Source organism: Sulfitobacter sp. SH24 (genome assembly GCF_965641895.1).
Lineage (GTDB): Bacteria > Pseudomonadota > Alphaproteobacteria > Rhodobacterales > Rhodobacteraceae > Sulfitobacter > Sulfitobacter dubius.
In genome coordinates, this window is record NZ_OZ282575.1 from 2,405,237 (window position 1) to 2,429,937 (window position 24,701).

A 24,701-nucleotide genomic window follows, 5' to 3' on the forward strand; every position below is an offset into this window, starting at 1 on the left:
TCAGATCAAGGAGCTTCCCCAGAAATCACGCATTCTCGAGATGTAATGTTTCTAATACCTATTCAGCACCACCACTCGACAACACCGATGAAGAAGGGTGGATCAGACCCTTCTTTGCCTCCCCCTGCCCCATAATTAACAACGCCGCCAAGGTTCACTCATAACGAGAGGAACGATCTGCCATGCACACACGCTCAATTTTCTTCGTCGGAACGATCTGCGCTTTTCTTACCGCCTGTTCCGAGCCGCCTGACCGCGACCCTCGAGCGGTGCGGGAAGGGCAGAGGATCTACGCCAACGAATGTGCCGCATGCCATGGCGGCGGCATGGAGCCGGGCAACGCGGCTGCGAGCCCTACCTACGTGGTGGCCCCCGACCTCACCCTGCTGAAACGTCGCAACGACGGCTATTTCCCACGCGAGTTCGTCAGCCGGTTTGTCATGGGCCAACTGGAAAAGGACGATCCCGCCTCCCCGATGCCGGATTTCTCCGCGCAGGGGTTGCGAAATGTGTACCCTCATGGCGGCGCGGATGGCGAAGTTCTGGAGACAGACTTCGAGAACCTTCTCGATTACTTGGAGACGATACAACGTTAACAGCCAGCGTTGCTAAACGACAGACTGCTTGCAAGACCCCACGCCAGCGGGTTTGCTGCCCTGACGCCCCTGACCGACGGAAACCCGCATGAAGATCAACGACACAAGCCCCGTCCTGCTCGCGCTTTTGGATGCCGCGGTTGATGCTATGGTCATCGCCGACCACGAGGGGCGGATCCTGCGGGTCAACAAGGCGGCAGCCGGCCTATTCGGGCACCCGGTCGAGGCCTTCGTTGGGCGCAATGTCCGCATGCTGATGCCCGCCGACATGGCGGCCCGGCACGATGGTTTTCTGCACCACCACCTCGACACCGGGGAGAAACGGATCATCGGCATAGGCCGCGACGTCGAGGGTCTGCGCGCCGATGGCAGCGTGTTCCCGCTGCACCTCTCGGTGGGCCGCGCCGATATCGAGGGCGAGGTCGCCTTTGTCGGGATCATGCACGACCTCTCGCGCCGCAAGGCCGCCGAGGAGGCGACGGCCCGCTCGCAGCGGATGGATGCCATTGGCCAGATGACCGGGGGTATCGCGCATGATTTCAACAACCTGCTGACGGTCGTCATTGGCAACCTCGAACTGCTCGAGATTGCGGAAACCTCTACGAAAAGCGGCGCGCTGATCTCGGACGCGCTTGAGGCCGCCGAGGTGGGCGCCGACCTGACCTCGCGGCTTTTGGTCTTTGCCCGCAAAAGCACGCTTAACGCCGAGGTGACCGATCTCAACGCCGAGGTCTCAAAGGCAGTCGCGATGCTGCGACGCACCATCGGCGCGCATATCGAGATCGAGACGGCCTTCGCCCCGGACCTGTGGCAGACCATGATCGACGCGACCCAGTTGCAGACCGCGGTGCTCAACATCGCGCTCAATGCGCAGGACGCCATGCCTGCGGGCGGCAGGCTCACCCTCGAGACGCAGAACATGGCGCTCGACGACAGCTACGTCGTGCAGGAAATCGGCATCGACATGGGCAATTACATACGGCTTTCCATCGCCGATACCGGAGAGGGCATGACGACAGAGACCCGCACCCGCGCGATGGAGCCCTTTTTCTCGACCAAGCCGGTGGGGCAAGGCACCGGTCTAGGCCTGTCGATGGTCTATGGCTTCATCCGACAGTCCGGCGGGCATATTTCGATCTACAGCGAGCTCGGCAAGGGCACGACGATCAGCCTCTATTTCCCCGCTCTGCCCAATGCCGCGCCCGAGGGGGACGAGGCAGATGACCGCGCGGAGGGTCATGCCGGGATCGGTGCCGGGCGGCGGGTCCTGCTGGTCGAGGACGATCCGCGCGTGCTGCGCCTGTCGGAGACCCGGCTCGAGGCGCTTGGTTTCGTCTGCGTCACGGCGACCAGTGGCGATGCGGCTTGGGAGACCCTGCAGGCGCGCCGGGACATCGACGTGGTCTTCACCGACCTGATGATGCCGGGGGAACTCTCGGGCCATGCGCTTGCCCTGCGCGTAGCGGAAGAGATGCCGGGGATCAAGGTTCTCATCACCTCGGGGTTTTCAGAAGACATCCTCGGAAGCAAGGCCATGGCCGAGCAGTTCCCGATGCTGCGCAAGCCCTACCGGCAGGCCGATCTGGCAGAGGCGCTCGGCGCGCTCCTGTCCAGCTAACCGGCCAGATCGACAGGCTTTTCGGTCAGCATATAGCCCAACCCGCGCACCGTCTTTATCAACTGCGGGCGGGCCGGGTCGCGTTCAAGCTTCTTGCGCAGGCGGGCGACCTGATTGTCGATTGTGCGGTCCAGCGGGGTCCAATCGCTGCCGTTCACCAGATCCATCAGCCGGTCGCGGGACAGCTGGCGCTGCGGGTTGCCCACGAAAGCCGCCAGCAGTTTGAAATCCGACGTGGTGAGCGCGCAGTCGCGGCCCTCGCGATCCAGAAGCTGCATGGCGTCGAAATTGATCCGCAGTCCGTCGAGGCACTGCCACAGCTCGGCGACCTCTTCTGACGCCGCGGCGGGCGGCAGGCGCTTGGCCGTGCGACGCAGCACCGAGCGCACCCGCGCCAGCACCTCGCGGACGTGGAACGGCTTGGTCAGGTAATCATCGGCGCCAAGCTCCAGCCCCACCACCCGGTCAATTACATCGTCCTTGCCGGTGACCATGAAGATCGGCACGTCATGCTCGCGCTGCAATTCGCGGGCGATGTCGAGCCCGTCCTCGGCCCCGAGGTTGAGGTCGAGCGTAACCAGATCGAAATCACCCTCGGCAAAGGCCGCGCGTACGCTTTCACTGCCCTCGGCCTCGGCCACCTCGTAGCCGTCGCTCTCAAAGCAGCGCCGCAGGAGGTTGCGGATTTTGGCGTCGTCATCGACGACGAGAATTCTCTTCGTGGTCACGGCTAAGCCCCCTGTTGCGGCCCCGTCTCGCGCGTTCAAGCAGGGCCCCTCATCCTATCCAATGCAGCGCCCGGCGACAAACCGATACAATCCGTTACACGGCCAAGCGTATCGCCGCGACCTCGGCTTGGGAAAGTGCCTTTCGACAGAACAAGGACGCCCGCATGTACGTGACACTTTCAAGCGCATTCACCCCCGCCATTGCAGCCCCCGTCGGGATACCCAACCCGGCCCCGGCACAACGCCGGACGCTTTCGGTGGGCGCCCATCTTTTCCGCGAAGGCGACATCGCCAATAACATCTACGAGATCACCTCGGGCGTCTTTCGTCTCTCCCGCGTGCTGGACGACGGGCGGCGGCAGGTGATCGCCTTCGGCCTGCCCGGCGACATCATCGGCTTTCCGAACGGCACCGTGCATCACAGCGATTGCGAGGCGATCCAGGCCGGCGCGGTCATCTCCCACCGGCGCCATACGCTGGACACGCTAAAAGGAGACGACGCCACGCACCAGCGGCTGCTGCACGCCGCCCTGCGCGAGATTTCGGCGATGCAGGACCACCTGATGATGCTGGGCCGCAAGTCGGCGATGGAGAAGGTGGCCTCTTTCCTCGTCACCCTCTCGGACCGCATCGGCACGTGTCGCGACGAGCTCACGCGCTGCGCCCTGCCGATGAGCCGCGCCGACATCGCCGACTTCCTTGGCCTGACGATCGAGACCGTCAGCCGCACCCTCACGCGGCTGCGCAAGGCCGGGGTGATCGCTTTTGACCGGGCGCAGACGGTGCTGATCAAGGATAAGGACGCACTGCTCTCGGCCGCACAGGCGCGTGTCTGACGCCGCGCCACCGCATGAAAGGAGAGAGATCATGACCATCAAGACCATCCTCGCTTGCCTCACGGACGCGCGCTCTGCCAAAAGCGTGCTGGCCGCCGCGGCCTTGATCGCGCGGCGTCATGACGCCCATGTGATCGGGCTGCACACCGTCGAATCGCTCGCTGTCTATCCCGGCGTCGCCTTGCATGTGCCCGACATCGTCTTCACCGAATACGGCCGATCGCAGGTCGCGCAATCGGAAGACATCAAGGAGATCTTCGAGACGGCCTATCAAGCAGAGGAATTTGCCCGCGAATGGCGCCTGCTGCACAGCCAGTCCGAGACCGCCGCCGAGCGAATCGTGGAAAGCGCGCATTGCGCGGACATCGTGCTGATGGCCGCCGCCGATCCCGATGCCGACACCGCCGCCCATGCCCGCCTGCTGGAAAGCGTCATCCGCGATGCGGGCCGCCCGGTGTTGGTGGTGCCGCAGGATTTCTCGGGCGACCATCTGGGGCAGAGCATCGTGTTGGGCTGGAACGGCACCCGCGAGGCGGTCCGCGCGGCGCATGACGCGTTGGTCTTGCTGCAGGCGGGCGATTGCGCGCATATCCTCCGCGTGAACGACCACAGCCACGACGCGGGGCTAAAGGCGAGCTCGGGCGATCTGGCCGCGGCCTTCGACCGCCACGGGATTGAGACCACGCTGGTCGAGCGCAGTTGGGAACGGCCGGGAGTCGCCGCGGCGCTCAGCCGCGAGGCCATGGAGCGTGGTGCCGACATGGTGGCCGTCGGCGCCTTCGGCCATTCGCGGGCCTATGATCTGGTGATCGGCGCGGCCACCCGCGACCTACTGCGCCATTCGGAGGTGCCGGTGCTGTTTTCGCGCTGAGCTCCAATCTGCAACGCATGCCCGCCCGCCGGTTCACTCCGGCGCGGCGGGCGTTTTGCTGTCCGGCCCCCGAGGGTCTAAGGGCTCTTCCAGAAGGATGCGCGCGGCATCCCCCTCGAGATCTTCGTACTGCCCGTTGCGCAGGGTCCAGAGGCAGGCGGCCAGCCCCGCCGCGCCCAGCAGGACCGACACGGGAATGAGAACGATCAGGATATTCATCGGCGCACCGCGTTCATCACCACAAGGATCGAAGACGACGACATGACCGCCGCCGCCATCAGCGGCGTGGCATGGCCCAGCACCGCGACCGGGATTGCCACGGCATTGTAGAGCGCCGCAACGGCGAGGTTCTGCCGGATACGCCGCCGCGCACGGCGGGCAAGCGCCAGCGTCTGCGCCACCGCACGCAGGTCCACGCCCAGCATCACCCCGTCGGAGGCCACCCTTGCGGCGTCGAGCGCGCTGGCGGGCGCGAGCGAGGCATGGGCCCTTGCCAGTGCGCCGGTGTCGTTCAACCCGTCACCCACCATCAGCACGCGACGGCCTTCGCGGGTCATCCCTGCAAGGCAGTCGGCCTTGTCCCCGGCGCGCACCCCGGCATGAACCTTGGCGATCCCGAGCCGCCGTGCCAGCACCTCGGCCCGGGCCGGGGTGTCTCCGGTCAGCATCACGACGTCAAAACCCGTCGCTTCCAGATCGGCGATCACCTCCAATGCGCCCGGTCGAAGGTGCTCGGTTAGGGGCAACGGGATCACTTCGCCGGGCAATTCGAGCACAGGGCCCTTCGCTCCGCGCCCCAACCGCACCGATCTGCCGTTCCAACGCGCCTCAACCCCCTCGCCCGGCAATTCGCGTAGATCGGTCAATTGCGCCGGAGCGCACTCCGCGAGCGCCGCCACCAGTGCGCGGGAAACCGGGTGATCCGAGGCCTCGGCCAGCGCCCGCGCGACCGCGGCGGCCTCGGGCGCGAGACCGGGCAGCCGCGCCACGCCTTCGGTCAGCGTGCCGGTCTTGTCGAAGACCACCGTGTCGATCTCGGCAAGACGCTCCAGCGCGGTGGGGGATTTCAGCAGTACGCCGCCGCGGAACAGCCGCCCGGTCATCGCCGCCGTCACGGCCGGGATGGCCAGCGCCAAAGCGCAGGGGCAGGTGATGATCAGCGTCGCCGTCGCCACCGAGATGGCGTGATGCAGATCGCCCGTCAGCCCCCACCAGAGGGCAAAGGCCAACGCGGCCAACCCATGCACCACTGGCGCATAGAGACGTGCGGCGCGGTCGGCGAGGCCGCTGTAGCGGTGCCGTCCGGTCTCAGCCACCTCCACAAGGGCGGCAAGGCGGCGCAGAGTGCTGTCCTCGGCCCGGCGTGTCACGGCCAAGGTCAGCGGCGCGCCAAGGATCACCTCGCCCGCGCAGACGGCGCCGCCCACCGAAAGCGGCACCGGCGCGGCCTCTCCGGTCAGCGCGGAGCGGTCGAGCGTGGCGGGGCTTTCGGCGATCCCGTCGACCGGGGCCCGCGCACCAGCCGCCAGCGCGATGCGGTCGCCGGGCAGCAGCGCGGAGACCTCCACCGTCTCGCGCCCCGCCTCGGTCAGCCGGGTCGCGCGGGGCAGTTCCAGCGCTGTCAACTCTGCCGCCGCCGAGCGCGCCGTGGCCCGAGCGCGGTGCTCAAGATAGCGCCCCACCAGAAGGAAAAAACACAGCGACAGCGCCGCGTCGAACCAGGTATGCGCGCCGGTGTCGGCGAAGGTCTCGTAGAGCGAGGTCGCGGCAGCCAAAAAGATCGCAAGCGCGATCGGCACGTCCATGTTCATACGCCCCGCCCGCAGCGCCGTGACGGTAGAGGCGAAGAAGGGCACGGCCGAAAAAGCCAGGGCCGGCAGTGCGATGGATGCGGAGACCCAATGGAACATCTCCCGCGTGACCTCACCCGCGCCGGACCAGACAGCGACGGAGACGGCCATGACGTTCATCATGGCGAACCCGGCGACAGCGGCGCGCGCCAGCAGTTTGCGGCCCTCCTCGTCTCCCGCGGGACCTAGGGCGGAAGCGTCCAGCAGATGCGCATCGAACCCGGCGGCGTTCAACACGCTCAGGGCTTCGCTCTCGTCATGGCCCGCGGTCGGCAGAAGGCGCAGCCGCTTGGCCCCGAGGTTCACCCGCGCCGCGGCGACCGACGGCAGATCGGCCAAGACGCGCTCCACCCCTGCGATACAGGCGGCGCAGTGGATTTGCGGCAGGGCGATGTAGATCGCGTCCCCGGCCTTTGGTGCCGGGCGCGCCGGCATGTCGGTCAGGGGGGCTGCGGCGATGCAGCCCGGGCAGGCCGCAACGCTCATGGTGCCACCCGCAGCGGGATGCGGCGGCGGAACGGGGTCCCGTCGGCCGCGCGCATTTCTATCCGCAGGTTCCAGTTGCCCGGCCCCGCCTTGACCGGCGCCACCCAAGCCGCACCGTCCCAAGTAAAGATCGGCGTGATGTCATCCGCCACGGTGGTCGCGCGGCCCAGCGTCGCCGAGAGAATTTCCGGCCGGACGCTGCGCCCCTCCGCCGTCACCACCAGCCGCAGGGCATTTGCTGTCAGATCGGTCTCTACCGCCCAGCCAAGCGCTTCCTGTGCCGCCCGGTCGGCCTGAAAGTGCTGCGAGGCGATGTAGCTCGACTCGGTCTCCTTGCCGGGGAAGGTCCGTACCGCATTGATCGCCAGCGCGAGATTCACCGCGATGATGATCGAGAAACCGCCGATGAAGCCCGCCAGCACGTGCCATCCCGTCAGTGGCCGATTGACCTGCCTTGCCGTCATAGCCTCACTCCTTTCCGTTGAAGATAGTATCGCCATGCGCCCGCGCGCCCGAGGAGACGTCCTCGACCCAGAAGCGCAGGTCGCTGCGAGCGCGCGCGGCCGCCGGAGCCTCGGGCGGGGCGATGACATAGACCCGCTGGCGCTGCGTGCTGTCGGGGGGCACCGCGACGGTGGTTCCCACGTAACCCTCAAGCGCCAGTTTCACTCCCGCCGCCGCGCCGAGCGACAGGCGGAAGTCGCGCGCTTCCCCGTGCTTGTTGCGCAGCCGGATGTCATAAGCATTGCGGATCGACCCGTCAGAAAGGGTTACGAAGGTCGGATTGCGCACCGGGGCGACTGTCATGTCGATCTCGGGCCGGACGAAGAGCGCCACCACCAGCGCCACGCCGATCGCGGCCCAAGCCAGCGTGTAGAACACGGTTCGAGGCCGGAAGACATGCTGCCAGAGCGGTTTTGGCCGCCAGTTGGGGTCGGCCATTGCCGCACTTTCGCCCGGGCGCGTCGGCGGCTCGTCGTCGAGCGCGAGATAGTCGATCAAACCGCGCGGGCGGCCGATCTTGTCCATCACGTCGTCGCAAGCGTCGATGCAGAGCGCGCAGGTGATGCATTCCATCTGCTGGCCCTCGCGGATGTCGATGCCCATGGGGCAGACCGCGACGCAGGCGTTGCAGTCGATGCAATCGCCGAGGGCCTCTCCGCTACGGGACTGCCGCGCACCTGCGCTGTCCTTGTCGAGCGCGGCACCATAGCGCGCTACCGCCTCCCCGCTGCCCACCGCCTCGGCCGCGGCCTGCGCACGTTTCACCCCGCCCTTGCCGCGCGGCTCACCTCGCCAGCGGCGGTAGCCGACGGTCAGCGTGCCCGGGTCCACCATCGCGCCCTGGATGCGTGGCCAGGGGCACATGTAGATGCAGACCTGCTCGCGCATGAAGCCGCCGAATAGGAAGGTCGTCGCCGTTAGTACCGCGATGGTGGCATAGGCCGCCGGTGCCGCCTCGAGCCTGACCAGATCGCGCGCCAGCGTCGGGGCGTCGGCGAAATAGAAGACCCAGGCCCCGCCGGTCGCCATGGCGATGAGGAGCCAGACCGCCCATTTCGCCCCCCGCAGTCGCGCCTTGCGCAGGCTTATTGGGGCCTTGTGCAGGCGGATGCGCGCGTTGCGGTCGCCCTCGATCCAGCGCTCCACGGTCATGAAAAGGTCCGACCAGACGGTCTGTGGGCAGGCATAGCCGCACCAGACCCGGCCAAGAGCGGATGTGAAGAGGAACAGCCCCAGACCCGCCATAATCAACAGCCCGGCGACGAAATAGAACTCATGCGGCCAGATTTCGATCCAAAAGCAATGGAAACGCCGATTGGCCAGATCGACCAGCACAGCCTGATCGGGCAGGTTTGGCCCCCGGTCCCAGCGAATCCACGGGGTCACGTAGTAGATGCCGAGCGTAAAAATCAGGATCGCCCATTTCAGCGAGCGGAAGAAGCCGTTGACCCGGCGGGGAAAGATCGGCTCGCGCGGGGCGAAGAGTGGCGGGGCTTGTGTGGACATGGGGGTTGCGGGCTCCGGGTTCTGCCTCAGTGGCCTACACCCGTCGGGCATAGGCCACTTTGATCTGCATCAAAGCGCGGCACTTAATCGGCAGGTGTCGCCGCGGCCTCCCCCACGTCGGCTTCACCGCCGCCGAGCCCATGAACATAGGCACTCACGGCGCGCACCTCGGCCTCGCCCAGACGGGCCTGCCACGGCGGCATGACCCCCATGCGCGGCGCCTTAAGCTGCGCCAGAATGTCCGCGTAGCTGTCGCCGCGCAGCCAGATCGCATCGGCAAGGTTCGGCGCACCTATCTCGCGGTCGCCAAGCCCCGCGGCCCCGTGGCAGGAACTACAATTGTCGGCGTAAAGCTGTGCCCCCTGCCCCGCGGCGGTTGCGTCATGCGTCAGGTCCGACAGGCTGCGCACATAATGCACGGTGGCGTCCAGCTCCTCGGGCGCCATCCAGTCGAAGGGGGGCATTTCCGAGAACCGCGCCTCGGGGTCCTCCTCGTTGCGGATGCCATGGCGCACGGTATAGGTGATCTCGGCCATGGTCCCTCCCCAAAGCCAGTCGTCGTCCAGAAGGTTGGGATAGCCCGAGGCTTTCACGCCCCCCGCCCCCGCGCCGTGGCATTGCGAGCAATGTGCGGCGAAGACCGAGCGGCCTGCCTGTACGGCGAAACGGTGTAACTCTTCGTTCTCCGCCAACACGCCGAGATCGACGGTGACGAGGCTCTCGGTCAGATCCGCGTTCGACAGTTCGACGCGGGCGATCTCGGCGGCGACCTCGCCGCGGGTAGAATAGCCCAGAAGCCCCGTCGTCGCGCCCGAGACCATCGGCCATGCCGGGTAGAGGATCGTGTAGATCACCCCCCAGACGACGGTTGCGTAGAAGGTCCAGAGCCACCAGCGTGGCAGCGGCGTGTTGAGCTCCTCGATCCCGTCCCAGCTGTGGCCGGTGGTCTCGGTCCCGGTGGTGGGGTCGATCTTGCGGTTGTCGGTCATTGGCGGGCTCCGTCTTGTGGGCCTTTGGGCGCGGGTTCATCGCGGAACGGTACGGTCGCCGCATCATCGTGCAGCGCGCGCGAGCCGGGCCGGAAGGCCCATCCGATCACGCCCAAAAAGATCAGAGTGAGGATCAAAAGCGCCCAGCTGTCGGCCAATTCGCGCAGGAAGGAATAGGTGTCCATCAGCGGCTCCTCAGCGGCTGGCGTCGGGCACGAAGGTCGAGAAATCGACCAGCGTCCCGAGCATCTGCAGATAGGCGATCAGCGCATCCATCTCGCTTACCCCCGGCTGGCCGTCGAAATCGCGGACCTGCGCGCCGGGATAGCGTTCGAGCAGCCCGTCGTAATCGCCGAACGGATCGACCTGAACGCGGAAATCGGCACTGGCGCTGGCGATCATCTCGTCGCTGTAGGGCACGCCCACCATACGGTGGGTCTCGACCAGATCGGCCACCTCGTCACCATCGAGCCGCGCGTCCATCAGGAAGGCGTATTTTGGCATGACGCTTTCGGGCACCACCGACTGCGGGTCGATCAGGTGATCCACTTGCCATTCGTCCGAGTAGCGCCCGCCGACACGCGCAAGGTCCGGCCCGGTGCGTTTCGATCCCCATTGGAACGGGTGGTCGTACATGGATTCGGCGGCAAGACTGTAGTGGCCGTAACGCTCGGTTTCGTCGCGCATCGGGCGGATCATCTGACTATGACAGACATAGCAGCCCTCGCGCACGTACACCTCGCGCCCGGCCAGTTCGAGCGGCGAATAGGGACGCATGCCCTCGACCTCCTCGATGGTGTTCTCCAGCCAGAACAGCGGCGCGATCTCGACGATGCCGCCGATGCTGACCACGGCGAGCGAGGCCATCAGCAGCAAGGTCGCGTTGCGCTCGAACCGCTGATGAAAGGTGATGGTCTGCGTCTCGGGCGGCAGTTCGTTCGGGATCTTTCCCTGCTGCATACCTTCCCCGGCGGTAACCACTTTGGGATCGTCGGCGGGGTCGTAGTCGGGGCTTTGGGGGTTCTTGCTCATTGTCTTACTCCGCAGGCAGGGCGACGGTAACGGGGCGTGATTTCGGTCCGCGGATGGTCATCCACATGTTCCAAACCATGACTGCACCGCCCGCGAGGTAGAGCACCCCGCCCAGAGCCCGGATCACGTACATCACGAACTTGGCCTCGACGGTGTCGGCAAAGCTGTTGACGAGGAACCCGTTGGCATCGACCTCGCGCCACATCAGCCCTTCCATGATGCCGGTCACCCACATCGAGGCCGCGTAGAGGACGATCCCCACGGTCGCGAGCCAGAAGTGCAGGTTGATCGCCGCCATGGAATGCATCTGCGTCCGGCCCCAGAGCCGCGGGGTCAGGAAGTAGAGCGCGCCGAATGTGATGAGTCCGTTCCAGCCAAGCGCGCCGGAATGCACATGGCCGATGGTCCAGTCGGTGTAGTGGCTCAGCGAGTTCACGGCCCGGATCGACATCATCGGCCCCTCGAAGGTCGACATGCCGTAGAAGGCGAGCGAGGCCACGAACATGCGGATGATCGGATCGGTCCGGATCTTGTCCCAGGCACCTTCGAGCGTCATCAGACCGTTGATCATGCCGCCCCAGCTTGGCATCCACAGGATGATCGAAAACACCATCCCCAGCGTCGCCGCCCAGTCGGGCAAGGCGGTGTAATGCAAGTGGTGCGGACCCGCCCAGATATAGAGAAAGATCAGCGCCCAGAAGTGAATGATTGACAGCTTGTAGCTATAGACCGGCCGGCCCGCCTGCTTCGGCACGAAGTAATACATCATGCCTAGGAACCCGGCGGTCAGGAAAAAGCCCACGGCGTTGTGACCATACCACCACTGCGTCATGGCATCCTGCACGCCGGCGAAGACCTGCACCGATTTAGAGCCCCAGATCGACACCGGGATGGCAAGGTTGTTGACCACATGCAGCATGGCCACGGTGATGATGAAGGCCAGAAAGAACCAGTTGGCGACATAGATATGCCGCTCGCGCCGGTTCATGATCGTGCCGAAGAAGACGGCGAGATAGGCCAGCCAGACGATGGTGAGCCAGATGTCGATGTACCATTCGGGCTCGGCGTATTCCTTGGACTGCGTGGCGCCCAGAAGGTAGCCTGTGGCCGCCAGAACGATGAAAAGCTGATAGCCCCAGAAGACGAACCACGCGGTATTGCCGCCCCAGAGCCGTGCCGCACATGTGCGTTGCACGATGTAGAAGGAACTGGCGATCAGCGCGTTGCCGCCAAAAGCAAAGATCACGGCGCTGGTATGCAGCGGGCGCAGGCGGCCGAAGTTGGCATAGGGCTGAGCCCAGTCGATGTTGAGCACCGGAAAGGCCAATTGCAGGGCGATGAAGGTCCCGACGAGGAAACCGACGACGCCCCAGAAGGCCGTCGCGATCACGCCGTAGCGGACCGGCCCGTCCATATAGTCCCGCATCCCGTAGGCCTGCGCGGACACGCTGGGCGCTGCCGGGGCATCCTCGACCGGGATCTGGCGCAACTGCCAGATAAAGGCCCCCGCCGCGAGCACCATGATGAGCACCGCATGAACCATATAAGCCGGATCGCGGGCCCAATCCGCACCGAGCGCCGCGAAAAACGCGATCAGCGCGAAGAGGATCAACTTCACCATATCGATCATATTCCGAATCCTTCACTCTTTCGAAGACGGATCGCATGGCCCGACCGGGGGCGTTTTGACTTGGGTCAATTGGGCGGCGACAAACCTGTAGAGATGTCGGTGCGCGGCTTTCGCGCGATTGCGGCGATTACTGCGCGCGAATTGATCCAGAGCAAATGCTATGCGACCTCGTCCCCCTAAACGGGGGTGCTTGATCCCGCAGATGAGTTGGACGCCCCCAATCTAATCCGCACCTCTTCGGGAAGAGCGGCAGAAGCGCAGGAAGTGCCCGCACGGGCCTCAGACATAACTGATACATCCGACTTGGACCGATAGGGGTATCGTGAATGTCGAAGCGAACAGATGATGTGCACACTGCTCGTAAGATTTTTGCTGAGAGCTGTGTAAGCGCTTGTCCAGTATCGCAGCCATCACTTGTGAAAGGTGCCCAAGCCGCTATGGAGGCAAACTTGTCATCACTGCAAATAGCAAATGGATCGACGACTTAAGGCTGATACGCACAACCATGGCCAGGTCATCCACACCACATATTTCGATTAATGCTTTTCCTCGTATTGAATCGCCGGACCGACCCTGAACAGCCACAGGGAATCACTTTGGGATTCAACCGTTCATTGGGGAGGGATAAGCCCACGAATCTTGCGTTTCGCCTAACTGTCGCCCAGCTTTCCCTTTGACATTTTCGTGACCATGGCTGGGGCGCGGGGTCCTTTTGACGCGTTTTGGTCACCTTGGCAGAGGCAGGATTATCGATCCTGCGAACACAGAATGAATAGTGCCCCGCATCGCTACCGGAAAACAAAGCTGACGCGGTCTCGAGAAATTATAGATTATAATTCAGTGCCTTATAATATACTCCAATATCTCCGGGCGCGCCTTTCACCGTGATATGAATGGTCCGATCCCATCTCTCACCATGCCGATGCCCCCTGCTCTAACTCCCCCAGATTATTGATGAAATCCTGCCCGCCTCGCCAAGAAGGAAACAGTCTGTTTCTTAAAAAAAGGAGCAAATAAGGCGCGAAGGTGGTAACAAATGATACGTACCCTACCTGAACGTATAGGTCGGATAGACTTTCGACTTTTAGCGGCGAGAACGCGCCGCGGGCCGCAGTGGCCCGAATGAATGCGATAGACCCTGGGGGGTTTGATGAAGTACTTTAACGCCGACCGACACGCTTTTGGCCTGATGGAAATCACTGCCGGACCTCCGGTGCTGGCCCGCCAGATGGACCGCGCACCTAACGCTGCGGGCGCTGCAGTTTTGCAGGCATCGCGTGAATTGGCCTCTTTCTGCCTGCGCCCCAAGGGTCTTTATGGTCGCTACGCCAAACCGGTTCTTGACAAACTGCTGATCCTTGCCGTCCTGCCTATCGCGTTGCCGATCATTGCCCTTTGTGCGCTGGCGCTATGGATCGAAAGCGGCCAACCCTTTTACACGCAGCAGCGGCTGGGCCGTAGCGGGAAACGCTTTTCCATCCTCAAACTGCGCACGATGGTTCGTGATGCCGATGCGGTACTGGAAAGCTATCTTGCCGCAAATCCGGCCATGCGTGCGGAATGGAATGAGATGCAAAAGCTGAAGAACGATCCGCGCATCACGCGGGTTGGTAACTTCTTGCGGGCCACATCCATCGATGAACTGCCTCAGATTTGGAACGTGCTGATTGGCGACATGAGCTTGATCGGCCCGCGCCCAATGATGCCGGAACAGCTTGAAATGTACGGCGACCCGAAATCCTACTTTGCTCTGCGCCCCGGCATTACCGGACTTTGGCAGGTCTCTGCGCGCAACAACAGCCGCTTTACCTACCGCAATGAAGTAGATGGCGCCTACCGTCGCAACCTCTCTCTACCGATGGATCTGACCATTCTGATCAAAACCTTCGGGGTCGTCTTGCGTCGGACGGGGTGCTGAGCGATGCTGACCACGCCTGCTAACAATCGGAAATTGTCCACCTCATGTTTAGAAAATCGAAAGGGAACAAGATGAAGGATCTTTACGCATCTGACGCCCTCGGGGCGGACAACAGCGATGTTTTGGCGACCTTTGGCGGCCCGGGGATGCGGCACAGCATCCGCCCGCGTCGTACAGTGATGGATAATGAGGACGAGTTCGACGGCGATCTGTCCTTCGAGGAGCCTCTGCCCGTCGCCGCCCCTAAGATCACGCAATACGTCAGCGATGACCGCGCCCCACGTTGGCAAGACCTGCCCATCGCAACACCCGGCCCCGGTGGGGACATGCCGCTGGTCGATGATCACCGTAACAGCGCGGCCGCACGGGCCTTTGATCTGCTGCGCACGCGTCTGCGTCAGACGATATTGGAACATGGCTGGGTGAATATCGCCGTCACCGCGCCCACGTCAGGCTGCGGCAATACTTTCTCGGCCACCAATTTGGCGCTGAGCCTGTCCCGAGTGCCGGGATCACGGACTGTCCTGATGGATATGAATATGCGTAATCCCGGTCTGGCCCGCGCATTTGACACGGACGCCCCCGGTGCAATGAGCGACCTTTTGGCCGGTCGGACCAGTCTGGGCCAGCAGATGGTTCGTGTAAGCGATACGTTGGCGCTTGGCCTGAATGACCAACCCGAGGTGAACGCCGCCGAAATCCTTCAAGACAGCGCAACGGCCGAAACCTTGCTGCGGATGCGCGCGACGCTCCAGCCAGAGATCGTCCTATATGACATGCCGCCTATGTTGGAGCATGACGACCTGTCGGCCTTCTTGCCTCAGCTTGACGGGGTATTGTTGATCTCTGACGGCAGTCAGACCATGGCGCGGCATCTGCGTGAATGTGAACGTATGCTTGAAGGTCAGGTGCCGCTTTTGGGCATCGTCCTGAACCGTGCCCGGTCTTCAAGTCTTCCGAAATATGCCTGACACCCCCTGTCTTTGCGCCTGTTAGCGCCCTATTATCGCCCAAGTCTTCTGGTCTAGGCAGGGAAACACCGCCAAGCAATGGACTGGCGGCCAAAGCAGGTTGGAAAGAGGCACATGGGACCGATCTATACATTCGATGACATCATCGACATGCTGCGCCGCCGCGCGGGTGTTATTATTCTGGTCACGCTTTTGGGCTGTGTCGCTTCGGTATTTTGGGCGCTGTCGATCGCCCATGTTTATCAATCTTCCGAAGTCATTCAGATCGAACAGCCCAAGATCGCCAATGATCTTGCCCCTTCTACCGTCGAAGGATCGTCAGCCCGTCGCCTGCAATTGATCGAACAGCAGTTGATGGCACGCGGAACGCTTGTCGACATCATTCAAAGATTTGGCCTCTATGAAGACCTGACCGCGCTGCGGATGTCAGAAAAAGTCGATCTGCTGCGCCGTTCCGTTACAATTACAGGGGTCGCAGCCCCGCGTGAGGGCTTTGCCGATGATGGCACCATCTCTGTGATGACCTTCACCGCCGAGATGGGCAACCCAGCCGATGCGCAGGCCGTGGCCCGCGAATTTGCCGACCGCACCCGCCAGATGTCTGCCGCGCAGCGTCAAAGCCAGACCCTCGAAACCTTGGAGTTTTTCCAGCGCCAAGAGCAAAATTTGATCCGCGATATTTCTACGCTTGAGGCTGAATTGGCCAACTACCGCGCCGAAAATGATCTTTCCCTCGAAGGCAGTCTAGAATTTCGCCGCGGCGAGATCAGCAGCTTGAATGACGCGATCCTAGAGCTTGATCGTGAGATCATCGCCACGCGGCTGGCCCGTGACCGGGTGAACCCCGACGCCCGCGCCGCCACCATCGCCCGCGAACAGGCTGAGCTGGACGCCACGATGGAAAGCCTCACAACACAGCGTGATTTGCTACAAGAACAGCGCGAGACACTGACCGCAAGCCTGCAAACCTCGCCAGAGGTTGAGCGTGAATTGGCCCGGTTTGAGCGCCGCATGACCCAATTGCAAAACCAGTTGGAAGTAATCACAGCCCGGCGCAATGAGGCCGAAGTCGGCTTCTCGCTCGAAACCGATCAGCGCGGCGAAAAACTGATCACGCTTGAGCAGGCCGAACTGCCCGAATATCCAGTCTCGGCCAGCCGCAAAAAACTTGCCATCATCGGCGGCCTCGCCAGTATTATGCTAGGTCTGTTCGTCGCCTTCCTGCTCGAATTGCGCCGCCCAGTGATCCGTTCGGCCCGCCAAATGACTCGCGAAACGGGCTTGATCCCTGTGGTGTCGATCCCCGACCTCAGCCCGCATGAAAAGCGCCGCACCTTGGGCAAGGTCTGGCAGGAACGGCTGAACGCTGGCAAACAAGGCCGCGCCGCACGATTGGCGCGTCAGCAAAAGGGCTAAGCGTTTTGCTAGACCGTGGCGCTGAGACCCAACACCCGATCCCAGTGCAGCCAAACTGCCAAAGCGCCGAGCCCTACCCCCAGCAAGGCAAATGTCAGATCATGGCGCGCATCCCAAACACCATGCGCCCGCGCCAACCAGATCAGCACGAGATGTGAAAGCAGCATCGCCACGCCCAGACCAATCAGCGCGCCGGGCAGCCCGGCATAGATCACGCCCGCCAGCAACATACCGATCTGCAGGCTAGCCCGAGAGGCGGAAGAGATGAAAAAACGCCGCGAATCCCCTGCGGCCAGCGCGGCTTGATCGTAGGTCATCCCGATCACCTGCGGCATCAATGCAAGCGACAGCATCACCAGAATAGCCCCGCTTTGCAGATACCGTGGGTCATAAAGAACCGACACCAGCCACGGCCCCGCCAGTGCCATTACCGCCAGCAACGCCAGCAGCCCTCCGCTCAACCCATAGCGCATCCGTCGCAGCTTTGGTTGATCGCCGCCCCCCGCCTCGCGGTAAATCGGGATCATCACCCGGGCGGTCACATTCTGCCCCAGCATGAGCGGGAAACTGGCAAGGAAATAGCCGATATTGTAGATTCCGAGCCCTTCGAGCGAGAGGAACTTGCCCAAGATCGCCTTGTCACCTTGGCTGGCAAAGAACCAAAACATCGTGGATAGGAAAATCCACTTGCCGAAATGCACCAGTTCTTGCACCGCGGGTCGCTCCCAGCGGAATTGGTTGCCCGGCCCCGGCAAAAACGCATGGGTCAGCGCCAGTTTTGCCAGCGCGCCCACCACGCCGCCCACGACCAGCGCTGCCACAGATTGATAGATCACCGCACCGATGATCATCACGATGATTCCAATGACCTGCGACGCCAGATCCAATAGCGTCAGCCGCCCCATCTGCAAATGCCGATGCGCGGTCTCAATCCGTGTGGGATTGAACCCGGCGATCACAAGGCTCAGCGCCGCGATGGGCAGATAAACCAGCAGCGATGACTCGCCATAGAACACCGCCACCGGCCATGACAGCGCGCAGGCCGCAAGCCATAGACACCCCCCCCGGATTGCTTGGATCGTCCAGGCGGTATTTAGAAAATCCCGGTCATCGCCCCGTTTGCTCTGGGCGATCGACGGTCCGATACCCACATCCGAAAACAGCGTCAGCCCGACGATCACCACTTGTATCAAGGCCATGAGCCCAAAGGCTTCGGGGAACAGGAGGCGCGTCAGGATCAGGTTTGACGCCAGCCGGATCGCTTGGGCACCACCATAGCCCAGCACAATCCAAGAAGTTGAACGCAGGGCGCGGGCCATCAGGCGATTGCCTGTCACCGCTTGGGAAACCTTTGAAAACACCCGATATCGCGCCTTATCCAATTCTTTCCGAAAGACTAAAGGCTTGCCCGCCCTTGTGCCAGTGGCAAGCAGGCGGGTAACAATGATTATCGCCCCCAGCCCAAGGCCCGCGCCCCCGTGAAGATCGCCTATATCCTCAACACCTACCCGCAGCCCTCGCATTCCTTCATCCGGCGCGAGATCGCGGCGTTGGAGGCGGCGGGCCATGAGGTCTTGCGTTTCGCCATGCGCGGCCCTGATGTGCCGCTGATTGATGCGCAAGATAAGGCCGAGCATGCACGCACACATTATGTCTTGGCCGCCGGTGGCACGGCGCTTGCCGCTGCCAGTCTGCGCGGTTTGCTCAGGTCGCCCGCGCAATTCATCAAGGCACTACGGGATGTCCGACAGGCCGCACGCCGGGCCGAGACGGGGCTTTTGCGGCATCTCATCTATCTTGCCGAAGCTTGCTACCTGCGCGATGAGTTGGAGGTCAGCGGCGTAGAACATCTGCACGCGCATTTCGGCACCAATGCCACCATGGTCGCAATGCTCTGCCACAGTTTGGGCGGGCCGGCCTATAGTTTCACCACCCATGGCCCCGAAGAATTCGACAGCCCTCGCGCGCTGTCCCTTGGCACGAAAATTCACCATGCTGCCTTTGCGGTAGCGATCAGCCAATTCGGACGCAGCCAACTTTGCCGCTGGGCCGATCCTGCCGATTGGCCGCGCATCAAAGTGGTGCATTGCGGAATAGAGCCTTCCAAATTCCCCACCCCTGCGCCCCTACCCGATGGCGAACGTCGCTTGGTCTCCATCGGTCGTTTCGTTGAGCAGAAGGGCCAGATCGCCCTGATCAAAGCGATGGCGCAGCTGCGTGACAGCCATCCCGATCTGCATCTGACGCTGATTGGTGACGGCGAATTGCGCCGCGCGATTGAGGCCGAGATTGCCCACCATGGCCTAGCAGACCGCATCACACTGACCGGCTGGGTCGACGAAGCCCGCGTCACCTCCGAACTCGCCGCCGCCCATGCGTTGGTCATGCCCAGCTTTGCCGAAGGATTGCCCATGGTGGTGATGGAGGCCATGGCCGCCGCTCGCCCGGTGATCGCCACCTATATCGCAGGCACACCGGAGTTGGTGCAGCCCGACGAAACCGGTTGGCTTGTGCCTGCCGGTGATGTCACCGCTTTAGCCGAGGCAATGACAGCGCTACATGACGCACCCTTAGCGGCATTAAATGGCATGGGGGCAAAGGCCCGCACGCGTGTTTTCGCACGCCATGACGTCACCCGCGAGGCCGCCAAATTGGCCGAATTCATACAAGATGTTGCCCGTTAACGCCCCCGCACCCAGCGATTTGCACTGCGAAAGACCGGGGCATGGATCGTCAGACGCACGGCGATAAAGACGATACCCCCCAACGGATCGCTGAGCACGCGTCTCCAGAAAGGGCGCATGTCATCATGCGCATCATCGTTTCGCATCAGTTCGGGAAAGAGCCGCCCCACCTCGGCCACGCCCGCATCCTGCCGCCGCCGCACACGCACCAGTGGCGCGAATCCTTCGATCATCGGCCAATCATATGTGGCGGCCACCGCAATACGTTCTTCGGGGCGGAAGTTCAGCCGCGCAAAGGTATCATCCGAGATGATGTTCGGCCAATCCCCCCAACGCGCCCGCCCTGCTCGGTTCATCGCAAAGATACCAAACCCCGGCACGCCGTGGGTCATAAAGCTTGTCGTGCGCCAAAAACGTGTGTAATGGCGCGTTACCCAATCGCCCATTGTAGTCACCCGTGGCACCCCGCTGGCATAGCGCGGCGCAGCGTCGACCAGCACTTCGGCCAACTGCCCCAACAAGGGCGGGGAGACCAAAACATCGGCGTCGAGATAGACCAAGACTTCACCTCGCGCTGCCGCCTCGCCCGCGTTCCACGCGCTAAGCTTGCTGCCTTCGGTTAGTTCCAGCACCCGCAACGTCCAGCCCCGCCCTTTGAAAGCCGATGCTTCCCTGCGGGCCACTTCGGCGGTCGCGTCAGTGCAACCGTTGGCCACGACAATCACCTCAACCGGCCCCGAGACCGGGCCAGATGCGCAGAGCGCATCGAGGCAAGCAGGCAGCCAATCCGCCTCATCATGGGCGGGGATCAGGATACTGACCCCCGAAAATTTGGCAGCCGCTAGCGCCATGTGGACACTGCATCCCACCGCGGGTTGTCATCCGAGAGGTAGCGCAGCGCGCCCCAAGACCCCCATTTTGTGGGGGTATAAACGTCGGCGAAATGGGTGAACAATTGCCCGCCGACAGCCTCCCAACCGGCCATCAGATCAGTATAAAGCGCGCCCATCTCAGGCGTGTAATTGAGGTGGTGAAAGAAGTCGGTCAACGCCTCGTTGTCTACCTGCGAACCAAGCCCAACCACATGGGTGCCGCCCTCATACATCACCAAATCTAGGTCATGCGCCCGCGCCACGGCTGCGTGATAGGGCCAAACACGGCCGATCAGATCGGCCAACGTATCATTCTCAAGCCCACTGGCGCCGCCATTGCGCAGGTCTTGGGCCGCGAGGGCCGAGGCCGCGTCATAGCGATGTGTCTCTATATACGCCTCTAGGTCGGCCCCGCTAAGCGCCTGCGCCTCTCCCTTCGCGCGGGCGGTGGCAAGACTGTCGGACAGCCAGCCGTTCACCATCTCGGCATTATCCTCCAGCCCCAGCACTCCGCCGAAGTATCCGGTGATGGCGTAGGCATCAAATGCAGTGGCGGGCGGGTTGTTTCCTTTTTTTTCTGCGACGTAAAGCGGTGCGTCCAGCACTTCGGTTTCCAATCCCAGCCACCCCGTCTGGCTGGAAATCACATTGCGCAACCCTGTGTCTGCTTTGTCGCCGAAGACATCCGTCCAAATCCGCGCAACTTCGGCGGCGCGGAGGCCGTAGAACTGCATTCCTTTTTCGGCTTCTCCCCAACGGGCTTGGGCCATTTCATCGGCCCAGCGGGTCTGAGCGAACTGCCAGTTCCAAACCTCATTGGAGAATTCAACATAGGTGGTCAGGTCTGTGTCCAACGTCTCTAATACATAGGTCGAGAATTCGGTGACATAGGCATCTTCTGCCAGATGCGGCATGTTGAACCACGGGTCGATCTTTAGCTCATTTGCCAGCGCCACCATGACTTCAACCGGCACGCCGCGCAGGGCATAAGTCACATCCTCAGGGCGTGGGCGATTTTCCCACGTGGCGATGGGGCTGTCATTGGTGCCCATCCAATCCATAAAGCGCAGAACCTTCATCCCCGTCAGATGCTGGGTCCAATCCGGGTTGAACCGTGCGCCTGCATCAAAAGCGGCGGCCCGATCCTCGCGCACCACGGTGATATCGCGCGGCGGGTCGCTCCGATGCATCCGTTGAATGCGAATTTCCACGCTGCCCGGCCCCGGTGCATAGTCGAACCGGACCTCATTCTTGCCATAGCGTACATTCTTGGCCCGCCCCGCAACCTCGATCACGCCTGTGCCATTGAACCGCAGCAAATAACGCCCTTCTAGCGATGCTGCCTCCTTTGGCATATCGGTCAGGATCAGCGTGCCGATACTGCCCAATTCCCGTGGCATCTTGATCGGCCAGCCCTCTGCACTGAGGTAGCCGCCGTCAACCAATTGCGCATATTCCATACCGCCAAAGCGCCCCGGCATATGGCCAAGCCATGGGCGCGCGGTTTTCATCAGATCAAGAAACGGCGCCTGAACGCTCCAATCGGTAACACTGGCAAGGTTGGTGCCCATAGCGCGCGTGCCTTTGACAGCACTCTCGGGTGCGACGATTTCAAAGGGGGCACTGAGCACTGGCGCCGGAGGCATTTCGGCCTGCGTGTTCACAGTTTCTGCTGTCGCCGGTGGCCCCGTGGGGGTGATCGGCGCGGTCTGTGCATTGTCGTCTGCCGCCGGACGCGACGCCGGGGGAACCGGCACCACGGCGCTGCTTTGATAGGCGCGCACCGCATCCCACGCAACACGCTGAAGTTCTCGTGCGAGATCTGGTGGGGGTGTTTCAAATGCCTTGCCCCAGCGATTGTTGAAGTCGCTCGGTAACCCCAACGGGTCTTTGCCCGTCAGCGTAGCGTATTGCACCATCGCAACGAAATAGTGGCCAAGATCGTTCAGGTGAATGTCATCCGCAAAAAGCGCGTCGATCTGGGTCAGCCCCGGCACGCGGTCGGCTGCAATCTCATCGTATAGCTGTGCCATCGCCTGCCCGGCTGGGATCAACTCAATCGTTGCGCTGTCTGAACTGCGCCCTTCCGCAACAGAGGCCGCGATCCCCTCCCATACCGGCAGATCACTTTCCAACCGCTCGCGCCACGGGATATGGGCATTGTCGTCGTATTCAACAGTTTCACCGCTGCCGCTTTTTAGCGAATGCCACGTCTCTTGCAGATAGACCTTTGCCGCAGGGTTGGCATTTGCAGCAAGGTCAAAGAATGCCTGCACGTAAACTTCGGTATCCGACCAGCGCGTGTGATTGGCCAGCGGGATCGCCTCGGTCAAGATCAGATGGGTGGTTTGCCCCTCGGGCAGCACGACGCGTGCATCAACGCCTTCGGCGCTGGACGATTCCTGCCAATTATGACGTAGGGGCGCACCGTTGATGATCTGGGCGCGCACCTCGCCCTGCCCCAATCCGGCCCGCAGCGTCTCTTGCAGCATATCCGGCCCGTCAGTGCCAAACAGGCTATGCCCCACCATGAGAACGGAAAACAGACTGCCCAGACCGCTCATGCTGCGACCCCGCTGTCGGGATGGGCGCGAACGACATCCCAGACCACGCGTTGCATCAGTTGGGCGGCCTCAGCACTTGGCGTATTGGCTGGGGTGCCATCGGCGCGGTTCAATTGATGCGGCAGGCCCGCCGGGTCACGGTGATAAAGCGTCGCGTAATGGGTCAGCGCCACAAGATAGGCCCCCTGATCGTTAAAATGGATCGTGTCCGAGCGACCATTATCGTCGCGCGAGAATAAATCATGCAGGCTGACAATACCGCCAACCCCACCAGTCTGCTCAACCGCACGGACAAAGGCCGCCATGGCCTGACCGGCGGGGATCAGATGCACAGGCACCTCAGAGTGGTGCAAAGCGGGGTAGAGCACCTCATCGCGCCAGTATTTGTCAAGGTCACGGTCGATGCGGTTTAGCCAGCCGTTACCATCATCGGTGTGGTGCCATGTTTCATAAAGGTAAATGCGGGTATCGGGCCGGGCCTCATGTGCCAGACTGGCCCATCGGGCAAGGTAGTCAGGGCTGTCATGATAACGAATGGCATCGGCAATTTCGACCATCTCGGTCAACACCACGGCGTCATAATCGCCCGATCCTATGGCGGCGCGGGCCGGACGGTGCTGCGCGTGATCGTTGGAGCGTTCAAATCCGTTAATCGCCTCATCCGGCTCCCAATGTTCGCGCAGGGAGGTGCCCCATCCGGTCTGACTGTGAAAACTGTGACCCGCCCCCACCATCTGCGCCAGCATCGCGGGCATGTCGTGGCCCACCAATGAATGCCCCAGATGGTAAACCTGCATAGGCCCATTCGGCGCGGTCAACGGCATGGCATAGAGGTCCTTCGCGCAATCTTGTACCTGCGCCCGGCGAAAGAACCACGTCCCGCCGCCAAGGCTGGCAAGGGCGGCTCCGCCTAGAAAAACGCGGCGTGACAGTGCGATCATGGGATCAAGCTCCTTTGCGATCAATCTGCCCAATCGCCACCCCGCTGACAAGGTGGCCCGCCACAAGGGCGACCCGCCCCAGCAGCTTCTCGCCGCGGGTAAAGCATTCAGTGGCTTGGGTGAATTCCGCCTCAAATGCGGTGGCGTCTTTGGCCAATGTGACCTCTAGCCGGTCAAAGCCGAACAGCGTTTTCGTCAGCGGATACTGCGCTTTATAGGTCGCTTCTTTGGCGCAGAAGATGCGTTTGGCAGCCCCCAACGGCGCCTGCCCTTGCAGACGGGCGACCTCTATTGGGCTACAGACTTCTTGCAGCAGGTCTGCGGGCAGCGGGCCGTCGTCTTCGATATCCACGCCAAGGGCGCGCATGTCGCTTTGGGGTGCCAGCACGGCGATACACCAATCCGCGCAATGGCTAATTGACCCCACAAGCCCCGGTGGCCAGATCGGCGCGCGATCGGAGGTGGCGAGAATGGGTTCAGGCGCATATCCAAGTTGACGCATCGCTTCTCGTGCCGCGCTGCGGCCGGCGGTGAACTCTGCGATCCGTGCAGGTCGCGCGCGGGCGATCAAGGTGGCTTCGCCCTCCCACAAGGCTGGATGAACAGCGTCAGGCCGCGTTACGGCCACGGCGACAGGCAGGTCAAACAACCTGCGCACCGCCGCCGCAATCTCGGCCTCTTGGGTCATC

Annotated in this window: 22 protein-coding genes; 8 read left to right on the forward strand and 14 right to left on the reverse strand. The window is 62.7% G+C overall.

From position 1 onward, the window contains the following. The first annotated feature begins 182 nt into the window (after positions 1-182). Both ACSQ16_RS14420 and ACSQ16_RS14425 read left to right on the forward strand, forming a co-directional pair. Positions 183-596 (forward strand): c-type cytochrome, encoded by a 414-nt coding sequence (locus ACSQ16_RS14420; protein WP_243262634.1) that lies wholly within the window; start codon positions 183-185, stop codon positions 594-596. 88 nt (positions 597-684) lie between these two features. Continuing rightward, the gene (locus ACSQ16_RS14425; protein ID WP_243262633.1) at positions 685-2,214 is read left to right on the forward strand and encodes a PAS domain S-box protein; all 1,530 of its coding nucleotides are present in this window, start codon (positions 685-687) and stop codon (positions 2,212-2,214) included. Here the strand turns inward: ACSQ16_RS14425 and ACSQ16_RS14430 are convergent. Next, positions 2,211-2,942 carry a response regulator gene (locus ACSQ16_RS14430; RefSeq protein ID WP_243262632.1) on the reverse strand — a complete coding sequence of 244 codons (732 nt, stop codon included), beginning with the start codon at positions 2,940-2,942 and terminating at the stop codon, positions 2,211-2,213. The genes ACSQ16_RS14425 and ACSQ16_RS14430 overlap by 4 nt on opposite strands. A 164-nt stretch (positions 2,943-3,106) precedes the next feature. On the opposite strand from ACSQ16_RS14430, the gene ACSQ16_RS14435 reads away from it, so the two are divergent. After that, positions 3,107-3,778, forward strand: a complete 672-nt coding sequence (locus ACSQ16_RS14435; RefSeq protein ID WP_243262631.1) for a helix-turn-helix domain-containing protein — start codon at positions 3,107-3,109, stop codon at positions 3,776-3,778. Between the two features lie 31 nt (positions 3,779-3,809). Beyond that, positions 3,810-4,649: a universal stress protein gene (locus ACSQ16_RS14440; RefSeq protein WP_243262630.1), complete on the forward strand. Its 840-nt coding sequence runs from the start codon at positions 3,810-3,812 to the stop codon at positions 4,647-4,649. Between the two features lie 33 nt (positions 4,650-4,682). On the opposite strand, the gene ccoS is transcribed toward ACSQ16_RS14440, so the two are convergent. The 8 genes from ccoS to ccoN form a co-directional block, all read right to left on the reverse strand. Next, a complete protein-coding gene (gene ccoS, locus ACSQ16_RS14445) occupies positions 4,683-4,868 on the reverse strand; it encodes a cbb3-type cytochrome oxidase assembly protein CcoS (RefSeq protein ID WP_243262629.1) in 186 nt (61 codons plus the stop codon). Further along, positions 4,865-6,985: a heavy metal translocating P-type ATPase gene (locus ACSQ16_RS14450; RefSeq protein ID WP_243262628.1), complete on the reverse strand. Its 2,121-nt coding sequence runs from the start codon at positions 6,983-6,985 to the stop codon at positions 4,865-4,867. Before ACSQ16_RS14450 ends, ccoS begins: the two co-directional genes overlap by 4 nt. After that, entirely contained in the window at positions 6,982-7,449 is a 468-nt protein-coding gene (locus tag ACSQ16_RS14455; RefSeq protein ID WP_243262627.1) for a FixH family protein, read from the reverse strand. Before ACSQ16_RS14455 ends, ACSQ16_RS14450 begins: the two co-directional genes overlap by 4 nt. A 4-nt stretch (positions 7,450-7,453) precedes the next feature. After that, the gene (locus tag ACSQ16_RS14460; protein WP_243262626.1) at positions 7,454-8,995 is read right to left on the reverse strand and encodes a 4Fe-4S dicluster domain-containing protein; all 1,542 of its coding nucleotides are present in this window, start codon (positions 8,993-8,995) and stop codon (positions 7,454-7,456) included. An 83-nt stretch (positions 8,996-9,078) separates the two neighbouring features. Then, a complete protein-coding gene (gene ccoP / locus ACSQ16_RS14465; RefSeq protein WP_243262625.1) occupies positions 9,079-9,984 on the reverse strand; it encodes a cytochrome-c oxidase, cbb3-type subunit III in 906 nt (301 codons plus the stop codon). After that, the gene (locus ACSQ16_RS14470; RefSeq protein ID WP_243262624.1) at positions 9,981-10,169 is read right to left on the reverse strand and encodes a cbb3-type cytochrome c oxidase subunit 3; all 189 of its coding nucleotides are present in this window, start codon (positions 10,167-10,169) and stop codon (positions 9,981-9,983) included. Before ACSQ16_RS14470 ends, ccoP begins: the two co-directional genes overlap by 4 nt. 10 nt (positions 10,170-10,179) lie before the next feature. Next, positions 10,180-11,016, reverse strand: a complete 837-nt coding sequence (gene ccoO, locus ACSQ16_RS14475) for a cytochrome-c oxidase, cbb3-type subunit II (RefSeq protein WP_243262623.1) — start codon at positions 11,014-11,016, stop codon at positions 10,180-10,182. Positions 11,017-11,020: 4 nt separating this feature from the next. After that, on the reverse strand, positions 11,021-12,646 hold the full coding sequence (gene ccoN, locus ACSQ16_RS14480) for a cytochrome-c oxidase, cbb3-type subunit I (RefSeq protein ID WP_243262622.1): 1,626 nt from the start codon (positions 12,644-12,646) through the stop codon (positions 11,021-11,023). A 1,150-nt stretch (positions 12,647-13,796) separates the two neighbouring features. On the opposite strand from ccoN, the gene ACSQ16_RS14485 reads away from it, so the two are divergent. The 3 genes from ACSQ16_RS14485 to ACSQ16_RS14495 all read left to right on the forward strand — a co-directional run bounded on the left by ACSQ16_RS14485 (position 13,797) and on the right by ACSQ16_RS14495 (position 16,951). Continuing rightward, positions 13,797-14,564 carry a sugar transferase gene (locus ACSQ16_RS14485; RefSeq protein WP_243262621.1) on the forward strand — a complete coding sequence of 256 codons (768 nt, stop codon included), beginning with the start codon at positions 13,797-13,799 and terminating at the stop codon, positions 14,562-14,564. Between the two features lie 71 nt (positions 14,565-14,635). Continuing rightward, the gene (locus ACSQ16_RS14490) at positions 14,636-15,535 is read left to right on the forward strand and encodes a CpsD/CapB family tyrosine-protein kinase (protein ID WP_093926722.1); all 900 of its coding nucleotides are present in this window, start codon (positions 14,636-14,638) and stop codon (positions 15,533-15,535) included. Positions 15,536-15,649: 114 nt separating this feature from the next. After that, a complete protein-coding gene (locus ACSQ16_RS14495) occupies positions 15,650-16,951 on the forward strand; it encodes a GumC family protein (protein ID WP_243262620.1) in 1,302 nt (433 codons plus the stop codon). 8 nt (positions 16,952-16,959) lie between these two features. Here ACSQ16_RS14495 and ACSQ16_RS14500 read toward each other — a convergent pair whose 3' ends face one another. Next, complete coding sequence (locus ACSQ16_RS14500; RefSeq protein ID WP_243263141.1) at positions 16,960-18,270, reverse strand: oligosaccharide flippase family protein; 1,311 nt, start codon at positions 18,268-18,270, stop codon at positions 16,960-16,962. Between the two features lie 159 nt (positions 18,271-18,429). On the opposite strand from ACSQ16_RS14500, the gene ACSQ16_RS14505 reads away from it, so the two are divergent. Beyond that, positions 18,430-19,635, forward strand: coding sequence for a glycosyltransferase family 4 protein (locus ACSQ16_RS14505; RefSeq protein WP_243262619.1), 1,206 nt, complete (start codon positions 18,430-18,432; stop codon positions 19,633-19,635). On the opposite strand, the gene ACSQ16_RS14510 is transcribed toward ACSQ16_RS14505, so the two are convergent. From ACSQ16_RS14510 to ACSQ16_RS14525, 4 genes are read right to left on the reverse strand one after another with little or no spacing between them, the layout of a single operon-like run. Continuing rightward, positions 19,632-20,486, reverse strand: coding sequence for a glycosyltransferase family 2 protein (locus tag ACSQ16_RS14510; protein WP_243262618.1), 855 nt, complete (start codon positions 20,484-20,486; stop codon positions 19,632-19,634). The two genes, ACSQ16_RS14505 and ACSQ16_RS14510, sit on opposite strands and share 4 nt — an antisense overlap. Further along, positions 20,477-23,071 (reverse strand): hypothetical protein, encoded by a 2,595-nt coding sequence (locus ACSQ16_RS14515; RefSeq protein WP_243262617.1) that lies wholly within the window; start codon positions 23,069-23,071, stop codon positions 20,477-20,479. Before ACSQ16_RS14515 ends, ACSQ16_RS14510 begins: the two co-directional genes overlap by 10 nt. Next, entirely contained in the window at positions 23,068-24,012 is a 945-nt protein-coding gene (locus tag ACSQ16_RS14520; RefSeq protein WP_243262616.1) for a hypothetical protein, read from the reverse strand. Before ACSQ16_RS14520 ends, ACSQ16_RS14515 begins: the two co-directional genes overlap by 4 nt. A gap of 4 nt (positions 24,013-24,016) precedes the next feature. Further along, positions 24,017-24,700 carry a 4'-phosphopantetheinyl transferase family protein gene (locus ACSQ16_RS14525; protein ID WP_243262615.1) on the reverse strand — a complete coding sequence of 228 codons (684 nt, stop codon included), beginning with the start codon at positions 24,698-24,700 and terminating at the stop codon, positions 24,017-24,019. Between the last annotated feature and the right edge of the window lies 1 nt (position 24,701).

What these genes read in the sequence shown, in the direction of transcription:
- ACSQ16_RS14470 (WP_243262624.1), bottom strand. Translation starts at nt 10,169, where the DNA reads ATGGACACCTATTCCTTCCTGCGCGAATTGGCCGACAGCTGGGCGCTT.
- ACSQ16_RS14490 (WP_093926722.1), top strand. Translation starts at nt 14,636, where the DNA reads ATGAAGGATCTTTACGCATCTGACGCCCTCGGGGCGGACAACAGCGAT.
- ACSQ16_RS14520 (WP_243262616.1), bottom strand. Translation starts at nt 24,012, where the DNA reads ATGATCGCACTGTCACGCCGCGTTTTTCTAGGCGGAGCCGCCCTTGCC.
- ACSQ16_RS14460 (WP_243262626.1), bottom strand. Translation starts at nt 8,995, where the DNA reads ATGTCCACACAAGCCCCGCCACTCTTCGCCCCGCGCGAGCCGATCTTT.
- ACSQ16_RS14455 (WP_243262627.1), bottom strand. Translation starts at nt 7,449, where the DNA reads ATGACGGCAAGGCAGGTCAATCGGCCACTGACGGGATGGCACGTGCTG.
- ccoN (WP_243262622.1), bottom strand. Translation starts at nt 12,646, where the DNA reads ATGATCGATATGGTGAAGTTGATCCTCTTCGCGCTGATCGCGTTTTTC.
- ACSQ16_RS14435 (WP_243262631.1), top strand. Translation starts at nt 3,107, where the DNA reads ATGTACGTGACACTTTCAAGCGCATTCACCCCCGCCATTGCAGCCCCC.
- ACSQ16_RS14425 (WP_243262633.1), top strand. Translation starts at nt 685, where the DNA reads ATGAAGATCAACGACACAAGCCCCGTCCTGCTCGCGCTTTTGGATGCC.
- ACSQ16_RS14495 (WP_243262620.1), top strand. Translation starts at nt 15,650, where the DNA reads ATGGGACCGATCTATACATTCGATGACATCATCGACATGCTGCGCCGC.
- ACSQ16_RS14420 (WP_243262634.1), top strand. Translation starts at nt 183, where the DNA reads ATGCACACACGCTCAATTTTCTTCGTCGGAACGATCTGCGCTTTTCTT.
- ACSQ16_RS14440 (WP_243262630.1), top strand. Translation starts at nt 3,810, where the DNA reads ATGACCATCAAGACCATCCTCGCTTGCCTCACGGACGCGCGCTCTGCC.
- ACSQ16_RS14515 (WP_243262617.1), bottom strand. Translation starts at nt 23,071, where the DNA reads ATGAGCGGTCTGGGCAGTCTGTTTTCCGTTCTCATGGTGGGGCATAGC.
- ccoO (WP_243262623.1), bottom strand. Translation starts at nt 11,016, where the DNA reads ATGAGCAAGAACCCCCAAAGCCCCGACTACGACCCCGCCGACGATCCC.
- ccoP (WP_243262625.1), bottom strand. Translation starts at nt 9,984, where the DNA reads ATGACCGACAACCGCAAGATCGACCCCACCACCGGGACCGAGACCACC.
- ACSQ16_RS14510 (WP_243262618.1), bottom strand. Translation starts at nt 20,486, where the DNA reads ATGGCGCTAGCGGCTGCCAAATTTTCGGGGGTCAGTATCCTGATCCCC.
- ACSQ16_RS14500 (WP_243263141.1), bottom strand. Translation starts at nt 18,270, where the DNA reads ATGGCCCGCGCCCTGCGTTCAACTTCTTGGATTGTGCTGGGCTATGGT.
- ACSQ16_RS14485 (WP_243262621.1), top strand. Translation starts at nt 13,797, where the DNA reads ATGAAGTACTTTAACGCCGACCGACACGCTTTTGGCCTGATGGAAATC.
- ACSQ16_RS14450 (WP_243262628.1), bottom strand. Translation starts at nt 6,985, where the DNA reads ATGAGCGTTGCGGCCTGCCCGGGCTGCATCGCCGCAGCCCCCCTGACC.
- ACSQ16_RS14525 (WP_243262615.1), bottom strand. Translation starts at nt 24,700, where the DNA reads ATGACCCAAGAGGCCGAGATTGCGGCGGCGGTGCGCAGGTTGTTTGAC.
- ccoS (WP_243262629.1), bottom strand. Translation starts at nt 4,868, where the DNA reads ATGAATATCCTGATCGTTCTCATTCCCGTGTCGGTCCTGCTGGGCGCG.